Below are 20,960 nucleotides of genomic sequence, written 5' to 3' on the forward strand. Positions count from 1 at the left end.
CAGACACTTATTAATTTCTAGATTTTAATTTTATGTCTTCCATACCAATCATCGGATCAATTTTTCCAGAATAAATTAGATCCGGTGTTAAAATATAGTCCTTAGGTTCTTCAGCCTTTGTTTGTCTATCAGAATTATTCCGTAGTACTTGTTGTGAAGTACTTTTGTCATTTTTAACTTCAGTTTTAACCTCTTTTAAACCTAATTCATGCCTAATTTTGAAAGCTAAGTCTGTTTTTCGATCATTTCCTGGTGTACGCAAAGCCATAATATACGCTTTTTTCTCGCCTACCATTACAAGATTTTTTTCAGCACGAGTAATGGCTGTATAAAGCAAATTACGTCTCAACATCATATAATTTTGCATAGTCAGGTTCAAAATAACTAGTGGAAATTCAGAACCTTGTGATTTATGAATAGTAATCGCATATGCACGTGTAATATCGTTTAGATCTTTAACTCCAAATTCAATTTCTCTTCCATCAAAATCGGCAATCAGAATTTTTGCCTTATCATCAGGATTTAAACCGATAATTTTACCAATTTGACCATTATAGATATCTTTTTCTGGATTATTTTGTAATTGTAAAATTCGATCTCCAATTCTAAAACTCTCATTATGAGCTTCAATTACTTTAGTTTTTGAAGACATTGGATTCATGACATCTTGCAAAATATCATTTAAGTGCGTAATTCCGCCCTGACCATTATACATAGCTCCAAGTACTTGAACATCATCCTTTTTAAAACCACGCTTAATTGCCAAATTGACAATTTGATCAATCGCATCCCCCACCAAGCTTGGCTGACAAGGGATAAAAGAATAGTTTTTAGTCTTATCAAATATCACTTGCTCAGCAGCTTCTTCATTAATTGCGTGAGCTAGCTTAATAATAGATGAATCTTCTCCCTGTCTATGAATAACTTGCAAACGTGTAGTTGGAAAAGCATCGGACTTGATTAAATCACTAAATATGTTACCTGCACCCACTGAAGGAAGTTGGTCTTGATCTCCTACAAACACAATACGCTTAGTCGAATTAATACCTGATAATAATTGCTTAAACAAAAACATATCTACCATTGACATCTCATCAATGATTAGTATTTCTCCATTTAGTTCATTAACATCAGTTGCATCATTTTCTCCAATTCCTAAACCTAATAAACGGTGAATAGTTTTAGCTGAAATATCAGTAATTTCACTCATTCTTTTGGCCGCTCTACCTGTAGGAGCAGCTAATAAAAATGGTGGATCTTCACTATATAAAGCACCGCTTGGAATACCAGCAAGCTCTTTTAAGCACATCAGAATTCCGTTAATAATAGTCGTCTTACCTGTACCGGGACCACCAGTTAATATTGAAATTGGATTATTCAGAGCATTCTTTATTGCATTCTTCTGTGTTTCATCGTATTTAATCTCAAGTTCATCTTCAGCGTGAGAAATTGCATGATCAATTTCTTTATCGCTAAATACTTCTTTTTCAACTTGATTTTTGACCACACGCTTTAATTCATTTGCAATATCAAGTTCAGTCTGAAAAATGCCTTGAAGTGCAGCCTTATCACCAGAAACAACAACTTTCCCTTGTCTCTGCAATTCATTAACGCTATTTGCTAGATCATCATAAGAACTAGCCTGAATTAAATCATAAGCTTGCGTCAATAACTCATCAAGGGGAACGTAAGTATCTCCAAGAGTACTTAGAGCAGTTTGCAATACACTTAAGATAGCACCCCTGATTCTTCTTGGATCATTAGCTCCGATATTAAGTGCACGCCCAATATTATCAGCCGTTTTAAAACCGAATCCACGAATTTCACCAACTGCTTGATAAGGATCATCTTCTAATTTTTTTAGAGATTCTCCATGATAGGCCTTGTAGATATTACCCGCAATTTTTTTATTAATTCCATATTTAGCCAGCTTGATAACAATTTCTGAAAAAGAATCCATTTGATTAATTCCAGATAATAAACTATCTTTTTGTTTTTGAGTTAAATCTAATGTTTCAATTTCAGTTGGATTAGCTTTAATCAAATCAAGCGCATCAGTTCCTAAGCTATCAATAATTTTTTCAGCTGCTTTTTTACCAATTCCTGGAAATTTATCAGAACTTAAATACTTAGTTAAACTTCCTTCTTCATGAGGTAAAACTGGTTCATATGAACTTACACGAAATTGTTTACCAAATTTTTCATGCACAACAATTTGTCCAGTAAATTTATAAGTTGAGCCAATCTGAATATCACCGAAATTCCCGGTTACACGAATATTATCACGGTCAAAATCAGCTAATCTACTGATCAAATCTACATCAATAATCTTGAAAAGATCTTGATTATTTTCAAAAACAATTCCATTTATTCGTCCAGTAAAACTAGTTTTTGTCATTTTTACCTCTAATTAGTTTTGCAACTGCATTATATTGCTTCTGGGCTTGCGCAAAATACTTAGGATCTTGATTTTTAGACAGTTTAAAATACTTTTCCGCTTCATTAGGGTTAGTATCAAACAGAGTTAAGCCTAGCAGAAAATTAACCTTAGAATTTCTTTGATCTTTTAAAATTTGACTATAAGTTTGATTTGCAGTTTTTAAATCTCCTAAACTAAGCCAAATATCACCAAGTAACTCTAACGTTCTCTCATCTTGATTTTTTAAAGTTAGGGCATAAGCTAAAGCTTTTTGATATTGTCCTAACTTCATAAAAATCAACGCTTTTTGATACATCGTTTCTTCATCATCTTTAATGGAATTAAGCAAAGCGAGAGATTTTTGAAATTCTCCTTGCAGATAATAGCAAACAGCAATATTATATGTCAGTTCTTCAGGATGGTTAACAAGACCGCGTGCTTTTTCTAATAGTTCTAAGGCTTGGTCAGCAGCATTTTGCTCAATTAAATATGTCGAAAGTTGCAAATAGTTTTCAATATCTTTCGGATCCCTATTTATACGCTCGACTAGTAAATGTATTGCCTTATCTACTTCGCCAGCATCATATAAGTTGGCTATTTTTTTATCCATTTTTAAATCGTGTCCCTACTAGTAATTTTTCGATCTAGGTAGCTCGTTTCATTCCATGCAATTTCATTAAATGTCTTACCTTTATCTTCAGTATCAAGAATCGTAAGACTTGTATTAGTTAAACCACCACGTTTTCTAATATCTGCAATGTCATAACCTTCTAAAGTTCTAATTAGAGCACATAAGGCAGCCCCATGACTCACTAAAAGAACTTTATCATCTTTATTTGGATACCTTTTTACAATATCAGCAATTAATTTCTTGCCACGCTCTATCATGTGTTCAAAATCTTCACCATGAAAAGTCGATGGATCGTAGCGATCTGGGAAGTAACGAAATGCCTTAATTTGGTCTGGATATTGACTCTCAGCATCAACAAATTTCATTCCTTCCAGATCTCCCAAATTAAACTCTTTTAAGCGTTGATCAACAATTATGGGTACAGTAATTCCCATATCATTTCTAAGCATTACAGCAGTCGTTAAGGCACGTTGCAAAGGACTAGAATAAAAGGCTCTAAAGTTTGTTCCCTTTAGGTAATTTGCCAATTTTTTAATGTCTGCATAACTTTCAGGTAAAAGTGGTGAATTGCCACTACCACCTTGATAACGTCCTTCTAAATTCCATTTTGTTTTTCCATGTCTTACAAAATATAATTGCATAATTCATTTTTCCTCCACTTTTATTACTATTATAAGTTTTCAAGAAAGAAAATAACAGTTTCTAAAAATAAAAAGAAGTCCCTAAAAGAGACTTCTTTGTTAATTACACTAATTGTAATTGCTTTTCATTTTGGTAAGCACGATCGATTGTTGCTCCCCCAAGACATTCTTCACCGTTATAGAAAACAATAGCTTGACCTGGAGTAACAGCACGTGCCGGCTCATCAAACTCAACATGAACTGTATTATCTTTTGCATGATAATGCATTGTTACACCCACATCAGGTTGACGATACCTAAACTTAGCAGTGCACTTTAAATCAACATCATGATCTGGTTGTCCGGTAAAGAAGGAAACGCCGCTAGCATCTAAGCTAGTTGCATACAAAAGCTTACTGTCGTATCCTTGCTCAACAATCAATTCATTTTTCTCTAGGTCTTTTCCAACTACAAACCAAGGATCAGTTGATTCCTTAGTCGAACCTAAGCCAAGACCAGATCTTTGTCCGATAGTATAATACATTAAGCCTGCATGCTCACCAACAACCTTGCCATCAGGGGTTACCATTTTACCAGATTGAGCTGGCAAGAATTCACTCAAGAATTTTCTAAAGTTACGTTCACCAATGAAACAAATTCCTGTTGAATCTTTCTTCTTAGCAGTTGCAAGACCAGCAGCAATTGCGATTTCACGTACTTGTGGCTTAGTAAGGTTAGCAAGTGGAAAAATAACTTTCTTTAATTGATCTTGTGAAAGTTGACTTAAGAAATAAGTTTGATCCTTATTACCATCCTTTGGACGCATCATATGGACTACCCCATTCTCATCAACTTTTGTAGCAGCATAGTGACCCATTGCAATATAATCTGCATCTAAATCCATTGCAAAATCTAAGAAAGACTTAAACTTTATTTCTTTATTACACATCACATCGGGATTAGGAGTTCTACCCTTTTTGTATTCATCTAAGAAATACTGAAATACACGCTCCCAATAATCCTTTTCAAAGTTAATAGAATAATATGGAATACCGATTTCATCTGCAACTTTTTTTACATCTTCGTAATCTTCAGTTGCCGTACAAACCCCGGCATCATCAGTATCATCCCAATTTTTCATGAAGACGCCGACAACATCAAAGCCTTGTTGTTTAAGTAAAAGTGCAGAAACCGAAGAATCAACTCCACCACTCATACCAACAACGACTCTAATTTTGCTGTTATCTACCATTTTATCTTTCTCCTTTTAGCAGGGCGCAATAATTTGACGATCTTCAAGATCTTTTAAAATGAAGTCAAGCAGTTCAACCATTGGTGCTAATTGTTTATTCTTAAAAATATTAACCTTTTGCAAGCCATTGGTATCAGTGACTACCATTGTTAAATGATCTAAGTCTTCGTTAATTGTCAACTTCAATTGACAGGTAGCATTATATGGAGATTCATTGTATAAGGGATGCTTATACATGAAATTTCCTCTTTTAGTCTTCGTAAAACCTGCATCAATTAAAGCATAACGTTTAATTTCTGAATTAATCGTAAACTTACGATTATCGCCATTAATAATTACTGTATTTGCCATAAAAATATCACTCTCAATATTATTATCTTATTTTTTGTAAGTGTCAAGTATATGATTTTCATTATCATTATACATTAAAACAAGTCCTAGCCAAAAATCGGTTAGAACTTGTTAATTACTTACTTAATCGTTGACACATGTTAACTAAATTTTCGGCAAAGCTCTTAATTTCATTCTCCGTATTAAATCTTCCAAAACTAACTCGAATTGATTCAGCAATCCGAGGAGAATCTTCCCCATACATTGCTTCTAAAACATGAGAAGGAGTAAGAGAACCAGCTGTACATGCGGATCCTCCAGAAACTGCATAACCATTTAAATCTAAATTAGTCAAAGCAGAATAAGTATTTACACCTTTTAACCATAGGTTCAAAACATGATGTGATACCTTCCCTTCAAGAGAACCATTTACCTCATAATCAATTTGCTTTTGATCAAGTGCATCTAAAATTATTTTTTGAAATTTTTGATACTTTTCTTGAAGCTGCTTCTTATCCATCTCATTTAATTCATGGGCAGCTACACCGAAACCAGCAATTCCTGGTACGTTTTCAGTTCCAGGACGCCGCTTTACTTCTTGTTCTCCGCCTAAAAGTAAATTACTTACTTTCAATCCATCTTTTTCATAAAGGAAACCTAAAAATTTTGGTCCATTAACCTTGTGAGCTGATGTAGACAGTAAATCGATATTCATTTCTTTCACATCGATTTCAATATTTCCAAACCCTTGCACATCATCAACATGAAAATAAGCGTTAGAGTCTTTTACTAATTCGCCAATTTCCTTTAGAGTCATAATAGAACCCACTTCATTATTGACCGCCATAATTGAAACTAAAATTGCATCCGGTGTTAATTCTTTCTTTAAGTCATCTAAATTAATATGACCAGTCTTGTCTACATCAAGATATACAATTTCATAGCCTTCTTTAGCTAATCGCTTCATTGGATTTAAAACGGAGGGATGCTCAATCTTAGTTGTAATAATCTTCTTTCCAATATTTTTTCTAGCACGTGCTGTTCCAAAAATAGCAGTATTATTACTTTCCGAACCACCACTAGTAAAAATTATTTCTTTATCTTGAGCATTAATTGTCTCCGCTAATTCATGACGTGCTGTCTCAACTACTTGGCGTGCTTTACGTCCAAATGCATGTTGACTAGAAGCATTTCCAAAATCATTAGTCATTTCGCTACTAATAGTTTCAATAACCTTGGGATCCATCGGAGTAGTAGCCGCATTATCTAAATATATATTTTTTCTAGTCATCTTATATCTTTTACCTTTCTTACATTTTGGAAGTGACCACTATATTCTAACATAAAAAATAGACTAAGTTCATCTGAACCTAGTCTATCCTCACTTTTAATCTAAAACTGTTTCTTCAAGATAAGATGAAATTACAGTAGCTGCTTTAGCGCCAACTTCTTTGACAAATTTATCAAAGTCATTGTCAGCATTAGAATCACCATTGTCTGAAATAGCACGAATCGCAACTAAAGGAGTATTAAAGTGTCTAGCAACTTGCGCAAAGGCTGCACCTTCCATTTCTACTCCAAGTGCATCAGAAAAGTTCTTTTTGATCTCATCTTTTTGTGCTTCAGAAGCTACAAAGCTATCACCAGTTACAATTAAACCTTCTTTAAAAGGAATATTATGTTCTTTTAAATACGATGCAAATTTACTACGAAATGCATTATTTAGTAAATATCCCGCAGGCTCCTGTGGAATTTGACCTTCAACATAATTACCAGCACTAGTATTATGAGCATCATAATACATAAATTTATCCGGTAAAATTAGATCTTTTCTTTTTACATCTTCTTGCAATGAACCAGCAGAGCCAGTCATAAAAATTACATCAATTTTTTCTTTAGTCAACAAGCTAGTCAAATTCATAGCTGCATTAACCTTACCAATTCCACTTAAACCAAGATAAATATCATTTCCATTTACTGAAAAGTGATCAAATTCGGTTGTGCCAAATCTTTCCTTAGTTTCGGACTTAAAGTGCTTTTTGTAAAATTCTGCTTCTTCAAACATTGGGACAATAATTGCAATTTTCATTCTTTACCTCAAATCTACAGTTTAAATAAAGCGAACAAAACTATAATTAAAAAAACAACAACAATTAAAATTGCATAATTCAATCGTTTTTTTAAACGATTGATTTTGCTTTCACGCTCTTCTTTTAAAGAAAAATTTTCTCTTGATTCAAATTTTTGAGAATCTTGAGTTTCTGTTTTTTGATCAGCTGTATCAATCGACGGGTCAATCTTTTTCTGACGTTTAAATCTATCAAAAACACTTTTTAATTTTTCTTTTTGTTGTTTTTTACGATAATCTGCTCGTTTCTCAGTCATTACTTTGGTTTCCTGTTAAAATCATATTTTCCCAAAATGTAATTGCCATTACAGTTTTGGCATCCATAATTTCTCCTGAAGCAATTAACTGTTTCAATTCAGGTAGACTGTACCATTCTTGAGTTAGAAATTCATCTTCGTCAAGGGGACGTTTATTTTCGATCTTTGACAAAGTATCACAATAGAATAAATGAATTTTCTCATCACAAAAACCAACGGAAGTATAAAATTCACTTATCTTTTCCCAATAGTCTGCCTTGTAGCCGCCTTCTTCATTTAGCTCTCTTTTCATCGCATCAAGAGCAGACGCATCTGTTTCATCAATTAACCCCGCAGGAATTTCCAAAGTTAATTGCTTAATAGGTTCGCGCCATTGCTTTACAAGCAGCATCTTTTTATCATTATTAATTGCAATTGCTGCACTAGCATCAGGATGCTTAACGATCTCACGAGTAGCTGTTTTTCCATTGGGTAAGCTTATTGTTTCAACATTTAAGTCGATTAGCTTACCTTCAAAAATAGGCTTATTTGAGATTTCAGTTTCTCTCAGATTCACTTAATTTCTCCTTTTAGTCATGATCAACATAAACATTGATACATTGTAGACCCTTTTTTCCTTGTGCTAATTGATAATGAACTCTTTGGCCTACATTTAATTTTTTATAGCCTTCTTCTTTAATAGACTTATAAAAAACAAAGTAAGCTGAGTGAGTTAGATCATCTTCAATAAATCCATACGCAGAATTTGGATCAAATTGCTTTACAGTACCTTTACGCATTATTTCTCTAAGCCTTCTTTTTCTACTTCAGGGAAGTTTTCAGCAACGATAGCGGCACAACGCGCACATAATTCTGGGAAGCGTGAGTCACTGCCAACATCAGTGGTAGTACGACGACATCTTGGACAAACTTCTCCATCAGCATGTTCTACCACGATTGAAGCAGTTGGTAGTTTTTTAGCATTTTCAGGTGCTTCATCATCACTAACTGTCAAATCAGAAACAATTAAGATTTGTCTGATATTGGCATTTAATTTATCAAGCAAAGCTTTTGTTTCTTCAGTTGGGTAAAGAGTAACATGTGCTTCAAATGACTTACCAATTACTTTAGCATTACGTGCTTCTTCAAGAGCCTTCAAAACATCTGAACGAACTTTCATGAAAGCATCCCAGTTTGCCAAAACTTCTTCTTCATTAGCAAAATGATCTACTTCAGGCATATTAGCAAGTTGAACATAGTCTTCTGGTTCTTTTAGGTAACCCCAAACTTCTTCCATAGTATGTGGAAGAATTGGTGTCATTAACTTAGTTAACTTAACCAAGACATCATAAATTACTGTTTGCATTGAGCGACGGCTTTCACTGTCTTCTGGATCAATATAAAGAACATCCTTAGCAAAATCTAAATAGAAGGCAGATAAGTCATTAGAAATGAAGCTGAATACTTTCTTATAAACACTAGTGAAATCAAATTTATTGTATGCTTCAATTGCTTCTTTAATCAAGCGATTCAACTTAATTTCCATGTATTGATCTACACCAGACATATCGGGATAAGCAATTGAATTTTGTTTAGGATTAAAATCTGAAGTATTAGCAAGCATAAAGCGCATAGTATTTCTGATCTTACGGTAACTTTCAGCAGATTGACGTAAAATATCTTGAGAAACAGCTACATCAGAAGTAGTATCTGCTCCAGCAACCCATAAACGAATAATCTCTGCACCCATTTGCTTGATGACATCATTAGGTGAAATTACATTACCTAATGACTTAGACATTTTATGTCCCTTATCATCTAACACAAATCCCTGTGATAAAACTTGTTTATAAGGAGCTTTTCCAGTAACCGCAACAGAAGTAATTAAACTTGAGTTGAACCAACCACGATACTGATCACTACCTTCAAGATATAAATCAGCTGGGAAACCTAGGCCATCACGTTCTTGCATAACACCAGCCCATGAAGAACCAGAGTCAAACCAAACATCTAGAATATCAGTTTCTTTTCTAAATTTACCGTTTGGTGAGTGTTCTGACTTAAAGCCTTCAGGAAGTAATTCTTCAGCAGTATGAGTATACCAAGCATTAGATCCTTCTTTTTCAAAGATTTGAGCAACATGTTCAATCGTTTCTGGAGTAACAATTGGCGTATCATCTTCAGCATAGAAAATTGGAAGTGGTACTCCCCAGGCACGTTGACGAGAAATTACCCAGTCGCCACGATCTCTAATCATGTTGTAAAGACGAGTTTTACCCCATGAAGGAATGAAATCTGCTTTCTCAATTTCTGCTAAAATTTGATCTCTAAACTTATCAATCGAAGCAAACCATTGAGTAGTTGCACGGTAAATTACTGGCTTCTTAGTACGCCAATCATGTGGATATGAGTGAGTAAAGAAGTCAAGCTTCAAGAGTGCACCTGCTTTTTCAAGCTTTTCAGCAACTACTTTATTAGCATCATCATAGAACATACCAACTAATTCTGGATCTGGAACTTCTTTAGTAAATCTACCTTGAGCATCCATTGGACTAAATACTGGCACTCCATAACGACGACCAACATTGTAGTCATCCTCACCAAAACCAGTAGCGTTGTGAACTAAACCAGTACCATCATCATCAGTTACGTAAGTGTCGTTCATAACTAGACCATATTCACCTAAGCCATTTTTACCATAAAGAGGATGCAGATAAGTCATACGATCAAAATCAGTACCTTTAAGAGTCTTAAGAACTTTATAGTCTTCCCAGCCCAAATCCTCTGCGACAGCTGACAACCGGTCACTACCGATTACATACTTTTTACCATTAACTTCAACTACTGAATAGTCAAATTTAGGGTTAACAGTAATACCTACGTTACTTGGAATAGTCCAAGGAGTAGTAGTCCAAATTACTAATGAGGTATCTGAATCTAAAATTCCTTTTCCATCTTTAATTGGGAAAGCAACATAAATTCTTGGAGATTTAATGTCGTGATATTCAACTTCGGCTTCTGCTAAAGTTGATTCACTAGACCATGACCAGTAAACTGGTTTCTTACCCTTATAAATGTAACCCTTTTTAAACATTTCACCAAAGACTCTAATTTCTTCAGCTTCAAATTTAGGTTGTAAAGTAACGTATGGGTGATCCCAATCTGCCATTACACCCAAGCGCTTAAAGTCGGCCATTTGTTTTTGAACTTGCTCTTCTGCAAATTGACGGCAAAGCTCTCTATACTTTGCACGATCCATTGTCTTACGGTCCACACCCTTTTTAGCTAATTGTTGTTCAACAGGAAGTCCGTGTGTATCCCAACCAGGAACATAAGGAGCATAATAACCATTCATATTCTTAAAACGAACAATGATGTCCTTAGAGATCTTATTTAATGAATGCCCCATATGAATATTACCATTAGCAAATGGAGGACCATCATGAAGATCAAAACGAGGTTTACCCTCATTAAGCTTTAATCTTTGTTCATATAATTTATTTTCTTCCCATTCTTTTTGCCATTGAGCTTCACGCACTGGAAGATTACCGCGCATTTTAAATTTAGTCTTGCCCAAATTTAATGTATCTTTAACTCTCATAAAAAATCCTTTCTTAATAAAAAAGCCTCATCCTAATAGGACGAAGCTTATCGTGGTACCACCTAAATTGAACAGAATACAACTATTCCATTCCACTTGTTTCCTGTGTATCGTACAGATAAACGTTTAAGTCAATTGGCAGCTGATTAACTTTTGACAGTTGTTAGTCTTTCACCATCACTAACTCGCTAAATCGTCTACTTGTTGGTACTGTCGACTTAAATTTAATTATCTTTTAAATCATCCGGGAAAATAATCACTGGTCCATCACGCCGCTCAGTATTTTCTTCTGTAGCCTGCATGCTTTCTTTAACTGGACTATCTCCAGCTAAAACCTCAGGATTATCTTCCGTTTCTTGAACAGAGTTTACTTCATTTATTGCATTATTGTCAACCTCTGTATTAGATAGCTTATCATTTTCTTCAGTTGGTACTTCATTAGTCATCGGACCATCAGGAATTGGTTCATCTTCTAAAGGCTGTGAACCATCGGCTGGATACAAACGTGAGCGACCATAATACTTATCTAAGTAGTATTGCCAATCAGAATCACTCAATTCCTTTATTTGATCCTTGAGCATTCCTTGAATAGCTTCTCGGAAGTCTTCAACTTTAGCCTTAAGCAAATCATAATCTTTGTTTAAAGTATCATATTGCTTTTGAAGTTCAGCTTTCTTATTTTCGCCTTTATCTTGAGCCTTTTGAATTATCTCAGCAGCATCTTGATTAGCCTTTTGAATAATTTCTTTAGACTCTTTATTAGTTCTCTTTTTAATTTCTTCAGCATTCTCTTGTGCTGAAATTAGAGATTCATTAATTGAATCCTTAACCTTTTCGTATTTTTCTACTTTTTTCTTTAATTCAACATTTTCATTTTTTAAATCGACAATTTGATCTAATGCATCCCCATATGCATCAACAATTCGATCTAAAAAACTATCTACCTGTTTGGAATCATACCCCCGAAGTTTTGTTGAAAACTCCTTGTTATGGATATCCATTGGCGTTAATGTCATATTATCACCTTTTCTTTGCTTGCCATACCTTTATTTCAAGTCGTTTCTTACCTTTCTTCGTAGTAGTAAGATTGAGAATTTCATATCTACCGTAATGGCGAATACTTAGCATATCCTGTACAGAAACAATTATATTAGATTGCGCTACAATATGCCAATTTAATTTAACTTCTCCATCTTCAATAATTTTCTTAACTTGACTCCTACTTAGATTGGTAATTGAACTCACAATTGCATCTAAACGAAGTGAAATAGATACAGCACTCATTTCCGTACTATCATCTTCTTGAACTAATACTTTTGATAAAGGTAATTCCTTCAATTTTATTTTTGTTCTACCAACGCGATCAATCTGTTCAATAAAGTAATCGACTAATTCACCCTTAACTAAAAATTGCCAATTTTCATTTTCATCATTGATAATATCACCAAAAGTATCTAATTCAATTCCTAAATGTGTCAAAACACCTAGAATCTGACTATGTGTAAGTTTCGACCATTTTTTCGGATATTCAACTTCTAAAAGTGAGATCTTAAAATCAGTTTGTTCGTATCCCTTATCCCAATCACAAAGCAACATTCTCTTTTTCTCGGCATTAGAATATCCTCCAAAACTGTACAACTGCGCATAGCCACCAACAATTTCTTGAAAAATATATTGTTCTCTAGGATTTAAGAAATCTGTTAAGATAGATTCATTTTTAAATAAAAACTGATTAAAAAGACCGACGAAATAATCTACCGTCGGTCTTTCACTTTCATCAAAATGTTGATAAAAACTACTAGCTTGTCTTTTTTCCATTTTACCTAATAAATGCGTACCTAATTATATTTGCTATCCAATAAAGGACATAATTATTTACAAAATAAATTACTAATAAGGCTACCACAGGGGCAAAAGAAATTCCCGCAATTGGCGGAATAAAACGCTCAAATATTTCTAAATATGGTTCAACAATTTTCCTTAATATCTGTCCCACTTTAGTTACAAGCAACCTTGGAATCCAAGTTAGCAAAGTATAAATTACAATCAGAAAGCTATAGATATTCAGCAAATCAGAAATAATACGTAATATCCAGCCTACAATTGAAAATATCATTAATCCATTTTATCTTTCTTTTCAACTAATTCGGCAATTTTACCGTCAGTTTCAAATTTTGGTGGAGTTGCTAAGAAAATTTTGTCACCTACACGTTGAATTTCACCGTTTAAAGCATACACTGTACCAGTAATGAAATCAACAATTCTCCGTGCTTGTTCATCATCCATACGAGCAAAATTAATAATAACAGCTTTGTTATTTAGAAGATTTTGAGCTACTTCTTTTGCATCGGAATATACACGAGGTTCATATAAAACAATTTTACTAGTAGCGCCAACACCGGAATTAATAGAAACAACATTTGCTCTTCTTTCATTCTTTTGAGGCTGAGGAACTTCTTCTTGTTGTTCATCTACTTCAGTATATGGTGCTTCATTCATTTCATCATCTTCAGCAATACCAAAAAATCTGCCTAATTTATCAAAAGCCATAACTTTTCCTCCAAAATACTAATCCTGACGACGATGTTTGAAGAATGGAATATCATTATCTGACTCATCATCTACACTAGTTTCAATTTGAGAGATACTAGTGGAGTCGTCTGAATTAAATGAATCAAATTCATCGTCATCTTTTTTTTCATTCTCTACAGGCTGTGGACGCTTGTTCTCTTTTCTATCTTGCTTCCAAACGCTTGTTGGGTCAAGTAAAGTATCTTGAGAATCTTTCTTTTCTGATTTTACTTCAGGAGTTGGTTGTACAGGAGATTCCTTTACAGCACTATCCTCAGTCTCGACTTCTGAAGATTCTGAGACTGAAGTGGGTTCGTTAGCTACCACATCTGCTTCTTTCTTAACAGGTTCAGGAGTAGTAACTTCTTGACGTGTTGGACGACGCATAGGTTGTCTTGAAGCTTCTTCTTCAGCCTTTGAATCAATTCCAGTTGCAATAACAGTAACAACCACTTCATCGCCTAAATTAGCATTAATTGATGTACCAAAGATAATGTTTACTCCGTCACCAGCAGCTTTTGAAACAATATCAGAAGCATCTTGAGCTTCAAATAAAGTTAAATCTGGTCCACCAGTAATATTAAGTAATACTTGCTTTGCTCCATCAATTGATACTTCAAGCAATGGGGAAGAAATAGCTAATTTTGTAGCTTCAACAGTTCTATTTTCACCACTTGCACGACCAATTCCCATTAAAGCTGCGCCTTGATTTTCCATAACTGTCTTAACGTCCGCAAAGTCAAGGTTCACGTAGTCAGTTGAAGTGATCAAATCAGAAATACCTTGAACACCTTGACGAAGTACATTATCAGCTTCCTTAAAGGCATCCATCATTGGAGTCTTCTTATCAACCATCTCTAACAAACGGTTATTGGCAATAATAACTAAAGTATCAACGTATTGCTTTAATTGAGCAATTCCTTCTGCTGCATTCTTTGACCGTTTCGGACCTTCAAAAGTAAAAGGACGAGTAACTACTCCAACAGTTAATGCACCAGTTTCACGAGCAATTTTAGCAATTACAGGAGCAGCACCAGTACCAGTACCACCACCCATTCCTGCAGTGATAAAGATCATATCTGCGCCTTTTAATGAGTCTTCAATTGTTTGTTGACTCTCTTCAGCCGCCTTTTGACCAACTTCAGGATGAGAGCCTGCCCCTAATCCACGAGTAAGTTTTGGTCCAAGTTGAATCTTGTTTTCAGCTTTATTACTATTAAGAGCTTGCACGTCAGTATTAGCAGCAATAAAGGAAACGCCTTGTACTCCTTCATCAATCATTCGATTAACGGCATTACCACCGGCACCACCAACACCGATTACTTTAATGACTGCATTCTTGTTGTCATCAGAATCGAAAGTAAAATCCATTTACTAAACCACCTTATTACTAATCAAAGAACTTCTTAAAGAATTCCTTGATTCCTTTTTTATTATTATTCTTCTTATCATCATTCTCTTCAGACGTAGAGATCGTTGATGTAGCACTAGTCTTATTATAATCTTCTTTTTGCTCCATTTCACTAGGAGTTACACGTCTTTTGAAAAATTTCATATTTTCTTGCGCTGAAGATTTAGTAGAAACAGGCAAAGTAACCTGATTTCCATAAATAACACTATTAACTAAGTAATCAATATCAGCTAAATTATAGGCATAATTTACTACTCCGTAACCTGCTGCATACATTGGATTTCTTAATCCCATCTGATCTGGTTGGAAAATTCGGGCTTTCACACCAAAATCTTCCTTCACAATATCATCAATTCCCTGCAAAGCACTAGTCCCACCAGTAATTACAACACCACCTGGCAAATTAAATGCCTCATGTGATTTTAATCCTTTACCGATACGACTAAAGGTTTGATTAAGACGAGCATTAATTATTTCACTTAAGTACTCCTCGTCAATCATCTTAGGTCCATTTTCACCTACGACATTAACAGGAAATTGATTATCACTTGAAGTCAGGGACGGATCTGCATATCCAAACTGTAACTTAATTTTTTCAGCTTCCTTTTTCGAAGTATTTAAAACCACCGAAATATCATTAGTAATATCGATGCCACCCTCTAAATCAATAGTTGCATATTTGATTTTATTCTCATGAATTACAGTGGCAGTAGTCGACCCTCCACCCAAATCAAGAATAATCGTACCGAATGTTCGCTCACCTTCATCAAGTGCTACACTTGCAATTGCCAAAGGTATTGGTACAAAGAAATTATTTTGATAACCAGCTCGCTCGATCGCCTTACGAATATTATGTAAATCAGCACTAGGAGCAGTTAATAAAATCCCATGTACTTCAAGAGAATGAGCGATCATTTTTCTAGGATCGTCTACATCAGTTTTTCCATCAATTAAGAACTTGTTAGGCAAGAAAGCAATAGCTTCTCGACCATCCTTCAATGCAGTATCGATTGCAGTTAATAAAACGCGCTTAACATCGTTATCTGTAACTTCTCGACCATTCTCTTCAATGTTAATTAAGCCAACTGCATTTTCTAGCTGAAGTAAACCAACGGGAATTCCAGTGACTACTCGATAAATTTTAGAATTAGTCTTTTGCGCTACTTTCTTCAAAACAGCACTTATACTATCAGCAGTTTGATCAATATCAACAATTTTTCCATGGCGCATCCCCTTTGTGGGACCATTTGCAGCACCAATAATTTGCATTTCATTAGACGCAGTGTCAGCGACAACTGCTTTAACGCTTGTTGTTCCTATATCCAAGCCTACTAGTAAATCAGTTTTATCCAAGGTAATGCCCCCAAAACATAACTATACAATAAATTTTAACATATGGTTTAAGTTCTCACTAATATCAAGTTAGTCCTAATTTAACCTTTTCCGCTTGTGTTAGCGGTCGACTATAAGCACCAATTTCAAAATCAATTACTGATGGTTCTTTTAGCTGACTTTTTATTTTGTCATAATATCGTATCTTACTCTTAATAGTTGATAGATTTCCAATAACAATATTGTTATCTTTCATCACTAAAACAATTTGACTCGGCCTTCGTGTTTCACCACTTAGCATTTTTACTTGGTCACGTATATGCTGTGGTAGACTGGCATATACCTTGATATCTTCGCTCAAAGAAACCTTCTGATTATATCCTGTAAATAAAGGCTTACTTTTATCAATCTTGTCGCTAGCAATAACTTGGCTACCTACTTTCCCTGTGGCTAATATCTTTCTGTAACCTTCACCTTCATGAATATACCCAATCACTGGTCGTTCTTTGATATTTAAAACCAAATGATTTGTTTTTTGCACGCCTACCTGAACCTTTTCAATCTCAGGAAAAGCAGCTGATAATTTCTCAGTATATTTCTTTCCTTTTAATAAGCAGAATACCACTTTATTTTCTGGAGAAATACCTGCTGTTTTGACTAGTTGTTTACTATTTAATTCAGGCACTCCTTTAACTTGTACACTTGCTACATTTGCTTTAGGCGAAACATAATATCCTAAAGCTAAAATACAGCAAAGCGAAAAAAAGATTATAAATCCTAATCTAGTCAGTAAAGCATGTCGTCTTTCAGCTTGTAATTTAGTTAGTGAGGCAGAGACTCTTCTTTTTTCATTATTATTGGTTTTATTTTTATAATCAATCCAGCCTGATAACTCTTGTTTAGGATCTTTTTTGGTTATTTTTTTCTTAGCCATGTGCCTCACTTCCTTCCATTATTTTTTATTCTTAATTAAGTTCTCCATTACAGAAATCACTTGATCTGATGCATCAGAAACTCCTAATCTCTTAGATGCATCACTCATTTTCTTTGCATAATTTGTATCTAACAAAATATGATCAATCGATGAGACAAAATTATTTGGATTTAAATCATCTTCTGGAATAACTAAGGCTGCTCCAGCTTTCTCCATATCCATGGCATTTTTCATTTGATGATTATGAGTGACATTTGGACTAGGAATTAAAATTACTGGAACACCAAGAGCAGTAAATTCAGCTAAACTGGTTGCTCCAGAACGTGCTACAACACATGTCATTTGAGGTAACAACCCTGGCATATTATCAATATAAGGTACAATCTTTATATTTGAGTTAATTTCTTTACCAGCTAATTTTTCCTTAACGCTTCCGTAATATAGTTGACCAGTAGCCCAAATAACTTGATAAGGCTTAGTTTCTAATTCTGAAAGGGATTTTTCTACAATTTTATTAATTGCTAGAGCCCCACGAGAACCGCCAAAAATCAAAACAGTAGGCATATTTGGATTTAGTCCCCATTTTTTAGAAATATCAACATTTTCTTTATTTAAGTCTAAAACTTGTTGTGAACGAGGATTACCAGTTTTAACTAATTTTTTCTTTTCTGAAAATTGCTTAGCCGCATCATCGAAGGTATAACAAATTTTATCAACGTAGTGTGCTAAGAACTTATTAGCTAATCCAACAACCGAATTAGACTCATGAATAATAGTTGGAACATGCAGCTTAGCTGCTTCATAAACAATAGCACCTGATACATAGCCACCAGTTCCTACTACAACATCAGGTTTAAAATCCTTGATAATTTGTTTTGCTTCTTTTGTAGCCTTAATGAAAAGCTCAATTGTTTCGAAATTCTTTAAAGGATGTTTACGGTCAAACCCCTTAATCTTTAAAGTCTTAAATGGAACGCCAGCTGCTGGAACGATTTTAGATTCTAATCCTCGATCTGTTCCAACAAATAGAATTTCATCATTTGTAACTAATTTACGTTCTTTCAAACGCTCAATCAACGCCATAATTGGATAAATGTGGCCACCAGTTCCGCCACCAGAAAAAATTACTCTCATTTTACTTAGTCTTTAATTCCTTAATAAATTTTACAAAAAAATCTCCACGTTCTTCAAAAGTATTAAATTGATCCCAAGAAGCGCATGCTGGTGAAAACAAGATAACATCCCCTGCCTCACTCAATTCATATGCTCGCGGAACAGCTTCTTGCAAGGTATTTACAATTACAATATCTTTAATACCAGCCTTACGAGCTGCATCTGCTAAAAGATATTTAGTTTCACCATAAAGCACAATTGATTTTACATGTTTTTTAAACAATGGAACAAGTGAATCAAACATAAAACCACGATCTAATCCACCAGCAATTAAAACCTCAGGTTCTTTAAATGAAGGAATAGCCACAGTAGCAGCTTCAATGTTAGTGGATTTTGAATCGTTGTAGATTTTACGGTCATTATAAGTCATTACATACTGCAAACGATGAGTAGCTCCAGTAAAAGTACTTAAAGCATATTGAATATCACTATCATCTGCACCCATTAATTTAGAAATTGCAATTGCCACTAAACAATTTTGTTGGTTATGAATACCTGGGATCTTAATCTCACTGATTTTCATAATTTGATGATCGTCTTTACTTTCAAGATATTCATCACCAATAAAATAATCGGCCGTCTTATCTACTTCTGAAAATGTTTGAACTTTTGCTTTTGTTTTCTTTAATTCTTTTTCTAAAATGCCCTTTTGATCAAAGTTAGCAATGAAATAATCATTTTGATCTTGAGATTGAGTAATTCTAAGTTTGGCTTCAACATAGTTATCAAAAGTCTTGTGATAGTCAAGGTGTACATTATTGTAAATATCAACAATTGCAGCTACTTTGGGCTTAATATCTGTTACTCCAAGTAATTGAAAACTAGACATTTCTACTACAAGTAAATCTTTTTTTGTAGCCCTTTCAACTACTTCTGAAATAGGAACGCCAATATTACCTACTGCATAAGCATGACCGCCATTTTTAGATAAGTGATGATCCATAATTCTTTGGGTAAGCATGACAGTGGTCGTCTTACCATTTGAACCAGTAACACAAACATATGGTGCTTCACTTACGTTAAGTGCGATTTCAGGTTCAGTTATAACCGGAATATTCATCTTCAATGCTTTTTCAACCATTGGATTTTCATAAGGTATGCCGGGGTTTTTAACAAGATAATCAAATTTTTCCTCATCAAAAATCTCAACTGGATGATAACCAGAAATAACTCTAACTCCTAATTTATCTAATTCGGCAGCTCGATCATCATTAGATAAATCCTTTTTATCATTTAAAGTGAGCTTAGCGCCAAGCTTCAAAAGGAGTTTAGCTACTGAAAAACCACTTTTTCCTAATCCTAAAATCAAAATGTTTTTATTTTCATATGTTTTTATTTGTTTCATTTTAAAATTAACCCCAGATAATTAAATAAACAATACTTCCAATTAAACCAACAATCCAAAATACAATGTCAACCTTCCACTCGGACCAACCAAGCATTTCGAAGTGATGATGAATTGGTGTCATCTTGAAAATTCTCTTCCCTGTAGTTTGGAAAGAAATAACTTGCAAGATAACACTCAAAGTCTCTAATACGAAAACAATACCAATTAAAAGCAATGACCATGGACGATGAAGGAAAATTGATACAGTAGCTAATCCACCACCAAGAGCTAACGAACCCGCGTCTCCCATGAAGATTTTAGCTGGCTTATGATTAAAGATAAAGAAACCAACCAGTCCACCTATTACACTTAAGGTAAACACAACAATAACCCAATTTTTTTCTTGGTAAGCTATCCAAGCATATGTGGCGTATGCAATGATAGAAAGTCCAGTTGCTAAACCATCCAGACCATCAGATAAGTTCACAGCGTTAGAAAAGCCAACCAACCAGAAAAGCACAAATAAACTAAATAGGAATGAATTCCGTACCATTCCTGCAAAAGGAATATATAACTCAAATGCAAAGTGATCACTAAAAGCTAATGCAATAATCAAAGCTGCAATAATAATCTGACCTAATAATTTTTGCCATGCCTTTAAACCTAAATTACGTTTGAAATATAACTTAATTCCATCATCCAAAAAGCCGATAATGCCATAACCTAAGAAAGCGATTATTAAGATCCAAGCAGTTTTATTCAAATCTTTTTGCCAGATTAATACCCATAGAGTTGAAATAACACCAGCAAGCATAAAAACAACTCCACCCATTGTTGGTGTTCCAGATTTTTTTTCATGCCATTTCGGACCTTCATCTCTAATAACTTGCCCTTCATGCTTCATTCGCATGAAGCCAATAAATAACGGTAAGAAGATAACCGTAAGAGCGAAACTGCTTATAAACGGTATCAAAGAAAACTGCATTTTGTATTAC

21 protein-coding genes are annotated in these 20,960 nt (G+C 34.4%); all 21 read right to left on the minus strand.

What is annotated here, in order from left to right:
* Window positions 1-10: 10 nt before the first annotated feature.
* The 21 genes from recD2 to mraY all read right to left on the minus strand — a co-directional run bounded on the left by recD2 (window position 11) and on the right by mraY (window position 20,950).
* Window positions 11-2,398, minus strand: coding sequence for an SF1B family DNA helicase RecD2 (gene recD2, locus FD18_RS08060; RefSeq protein ID WP_057719402.1), 2,388 nt, complete (start codon window positions 2,396-2,398; stop codon window positions 11-13).
* Window positions 2,385-3,029, minus strand: coding sequence for a tetratricopeptide repeat protein (locus FD18_RS08065; RefSeq protein WP_057719403.1), 645 nt, complete (start codon window positions 3,027-3,029; stop codon window positions 2,385-2,387). Before FD18_RS08065 ends, recD2 begins: the two co-directional genes overlap by 14 nt.
* Window positions 3,030-3,031: 2 nt before the next feature.
* Window positions 3,032-3,691 carry a histidine phosphatase family protein gene (locus FD18_RS08070; RefSeq protein ID WP_057719404.1) on the minus strand — a complete coding sequence of 220 codons (660 nt, stop codon included), beginning with the start codon at window positions 3,689-3,691 and terminating at the stop codon, window positions 3,032-3,034.
* 103 nt (window positions 3,692-3,794) lie between these two features.
* Complete coding sequence (gene mnmA / locus FD18_RS08075) at window positions 3,795-4,922, minus strand: tRNA 2-thiouridine(34) synthase MnmA (protein WP_057719405.1); 1,128 nt, start codon at window positions 4,920-4,922, stop codon at window positions 3,795-3,797.
* 15 nt (window positions 4,923-4,937) lie between these two features.
* Entirely contained in the window at window positions 4,938-5,273 is a 336-nt protein-coding gene (locus tag FD18_RS09685) for a DUF1831 domain-containing protein (protein WP_057719406.1), read from the minus strand.
* Window positions 5,274-5,388: 115 nt separating this feature from the next.
* Window positions 5,389-6,543 carry a cysteine desulfurase family protein gene (locus FD18_RS08085; protein ID WP_057719407.1) on the minus strand — a complete coding sequence of 385 codons (1,155 nt, stop codon included), beginning with the start codon at window positions 6,541-6,543 and terminating at the stop codon, window positions 5,389-5,391.
* Between the two features lie 96 nt (window positions 6,544-6,639).
* A complete protein-coding gene (locus FD18_RS08090; protein WP_057719408.1) occupies window positions 6,640-7,341 on the minus strand; it encodes a 5'-methylthioadenosine/adenosylhomocysteine nucleosidase in 702 nt (233 codons plus the stop codon).
* Window positions 7,342-7,355: 14 nt separating this feature from the next.
* Window positions 7,356-7,637: a hypothetical protein gene (locus FD18_RS08095; protein WP_057719409.1), complete on the minus strand. Its 282-nt coding sequence runs from the start codon at window positions 7,635-7,637 to the stop codon at window positions 7,356-7,358.
* Complete coding sequence (locus tag FD18_RS08100) at window positions 7,630-8,193, minus strand: NUDIX hydrolase (RefSeq protein ID WP_057719410.1); 564 nt, start codon at window positions 8,191-8,193, stop codon at window positions 7,630-7,632. Before FD18_RS08100 ends, FD18_RS08095 begins: the two co-directional genes overlap by 8 nt.
* 13 nt (window positions 8,194-8,206) lie before the next feature.
* Window positions 8,207-8,416 (minus strand): cold-shock protein, encoded by a 210-nt coding sequence (locus FD18_RS08105; protein WP_057719411.1) that lies wholly within the window; start codon window positions 8,414-8,416, stop codon window positions 8,207-8,209.
* Window positions 8,416-11,217, minus strand: a complete 2,802-nt coding sequence (ileS, locus tag FD18_RS08110; RefSeq protein WP_057719412.1) for an isoleucine--tRNA ligase — start codon at window positions 11,215-11,217, stop codon at window positions 8,416-8,418. Before ileS ends, FD18_RS08105 begins: the two co-directional genes overlap by 1 nt.
* Before the next feature lie 224 nt (window positions 11,218-11,441).
* Entirely contained in the window at window positions 11,442-12,233 is a 792-nt protein-coding gene (locus FD18_RS08115; RefSeq protein ID WP_057719413.1) for a DivIVA domain-containing protein, read from the minus strand.
* A gap of 4 nt (window positions 12,234-12,237) precedes the next feature.
* Window positions 12,238-13,035: a YlmH family RNA-binding protein gene (locus FD18_RS08120; protein ID WP_057719414.1), complete on the minus strand. Its 798-nt coding sequence runs from the start codon at window positions 13,033-13,035 to the stop codon at window positions 12,238-12,240.
* 1 nt (window position 13,036) lies between these two features.
* Window positions 13,037-13,333: a YggT family protein gene (locus tag FD18_RS08125; RefSeq protein WP_057719415.1), complete on the minus strand. Its 297-nt coding sequence runs from the start codon at window positions 13,331-13,333 to the stop codon at window positions 13,037-13,039.
* Window positions 13,333-13,767: a cell division protein SepF gene (locus FD18_RS08130; RefSeq protein ID WP_057719416.1), complete on the minus strand. Its 435-nt coding sequence runs from the start codon at window positions 13,765-13,767 to the stop codon at window positions 13,333-13,335. The genes FD18_RS08125 and FD18_RS08130 overlap by 1 nt, the downstream gene beginning before the upstream one ends.
* An 18-nt stretch (window positions 13,768-13,785) precedes the next feature.
* Entirely contained in the window at window positions 13,786-15,159 is a 1,374-nt protein-coding gene (gene ftsZ / locus FD18_RS08135; RefSeq protein ID WP_057719417.1) for a cell division protein FtsZ, read from the minus strand.
* A gap of 19 nt (window positions 15,160-15,178) precedes the next feature.
* Window positions 15,179-16,552 carry a cell division protein FtsA gene (ftsA, locus tag FD18_RS08140; protein ID WP_057719418.1) on the minus strand — a complete coding sequence of 458 codons (1,374 nt, stop codon included), beginning with the start codon at window positions 16,550-16,552 and terminating at the stop codon, window positions 15,179-15,181.
* 64 nt (window positions 16,553-16,616) lie between these two features.
* A complete protein-coding gene (locus tag FD18_RS08145) occupies window positions 16,617-17,465 on the minus strand; it encodes a cell division protein FtsQ/DivIB (protein ID WP_057719419.1) in 849 nt (282 codons plus the stop codon).
* 18 nt (window positions 17,466-17,483) lie between these two features.
* Complete coding sequence (gene murG, locus FD18_RS08150; protein ID WP_057719420.1) at window positions 17,484-18,599, minus strand: undecaprenyldiphospho-muramoylpentapeptide beta-N-acetylglucosaminyltransferase; 1,116 nt, start codon at window positions 18,597-18,599, stop codon at window positions 17,484-17,486.
* 1 nt (window position 18,600) lies between these two features.
* Window positions 18,601-19,983, minus strand: a complete 1,383-nt coding sequence (murD, locus tag FD18_RS08155; RefSeq protein WP_057719421.1) for a UDP-N-acetylmuramoyl-L-alanine--D-glutamate ligase — start codon at window positions 19,981-19,983, stop codon at window positions 18,601-18,603.
* A gap of 7 nt (window positions 19,984-19,990) precedes the next feature.
* Window positions 19,991-20,950 (minus strand): phospho-N-acetylmuramoyl-pentapeptide-transferase, encoded by a 960-nt coding sequence (gene mraY / locus FD18_RS08160; protein ID WP_057719422.1) that lies wholly within the window; start codon window positions 20,948-20,950, stop codon window positions 19,991-19,993.
* Window positions 20,951-20,960 lie beyond the last annotated feature (10 nt).

This window comes from Lactobacillus taiwanensis DSM 21401, from assembly GCF_001436695.1.
GTDB classification, from domain to species: domain Bacteria; phylum Bacillota; class Bacilli; order Lactobacillales; family Lactobacillaceae; genus Lactobacillus; species Lactobacillus taiwanensis.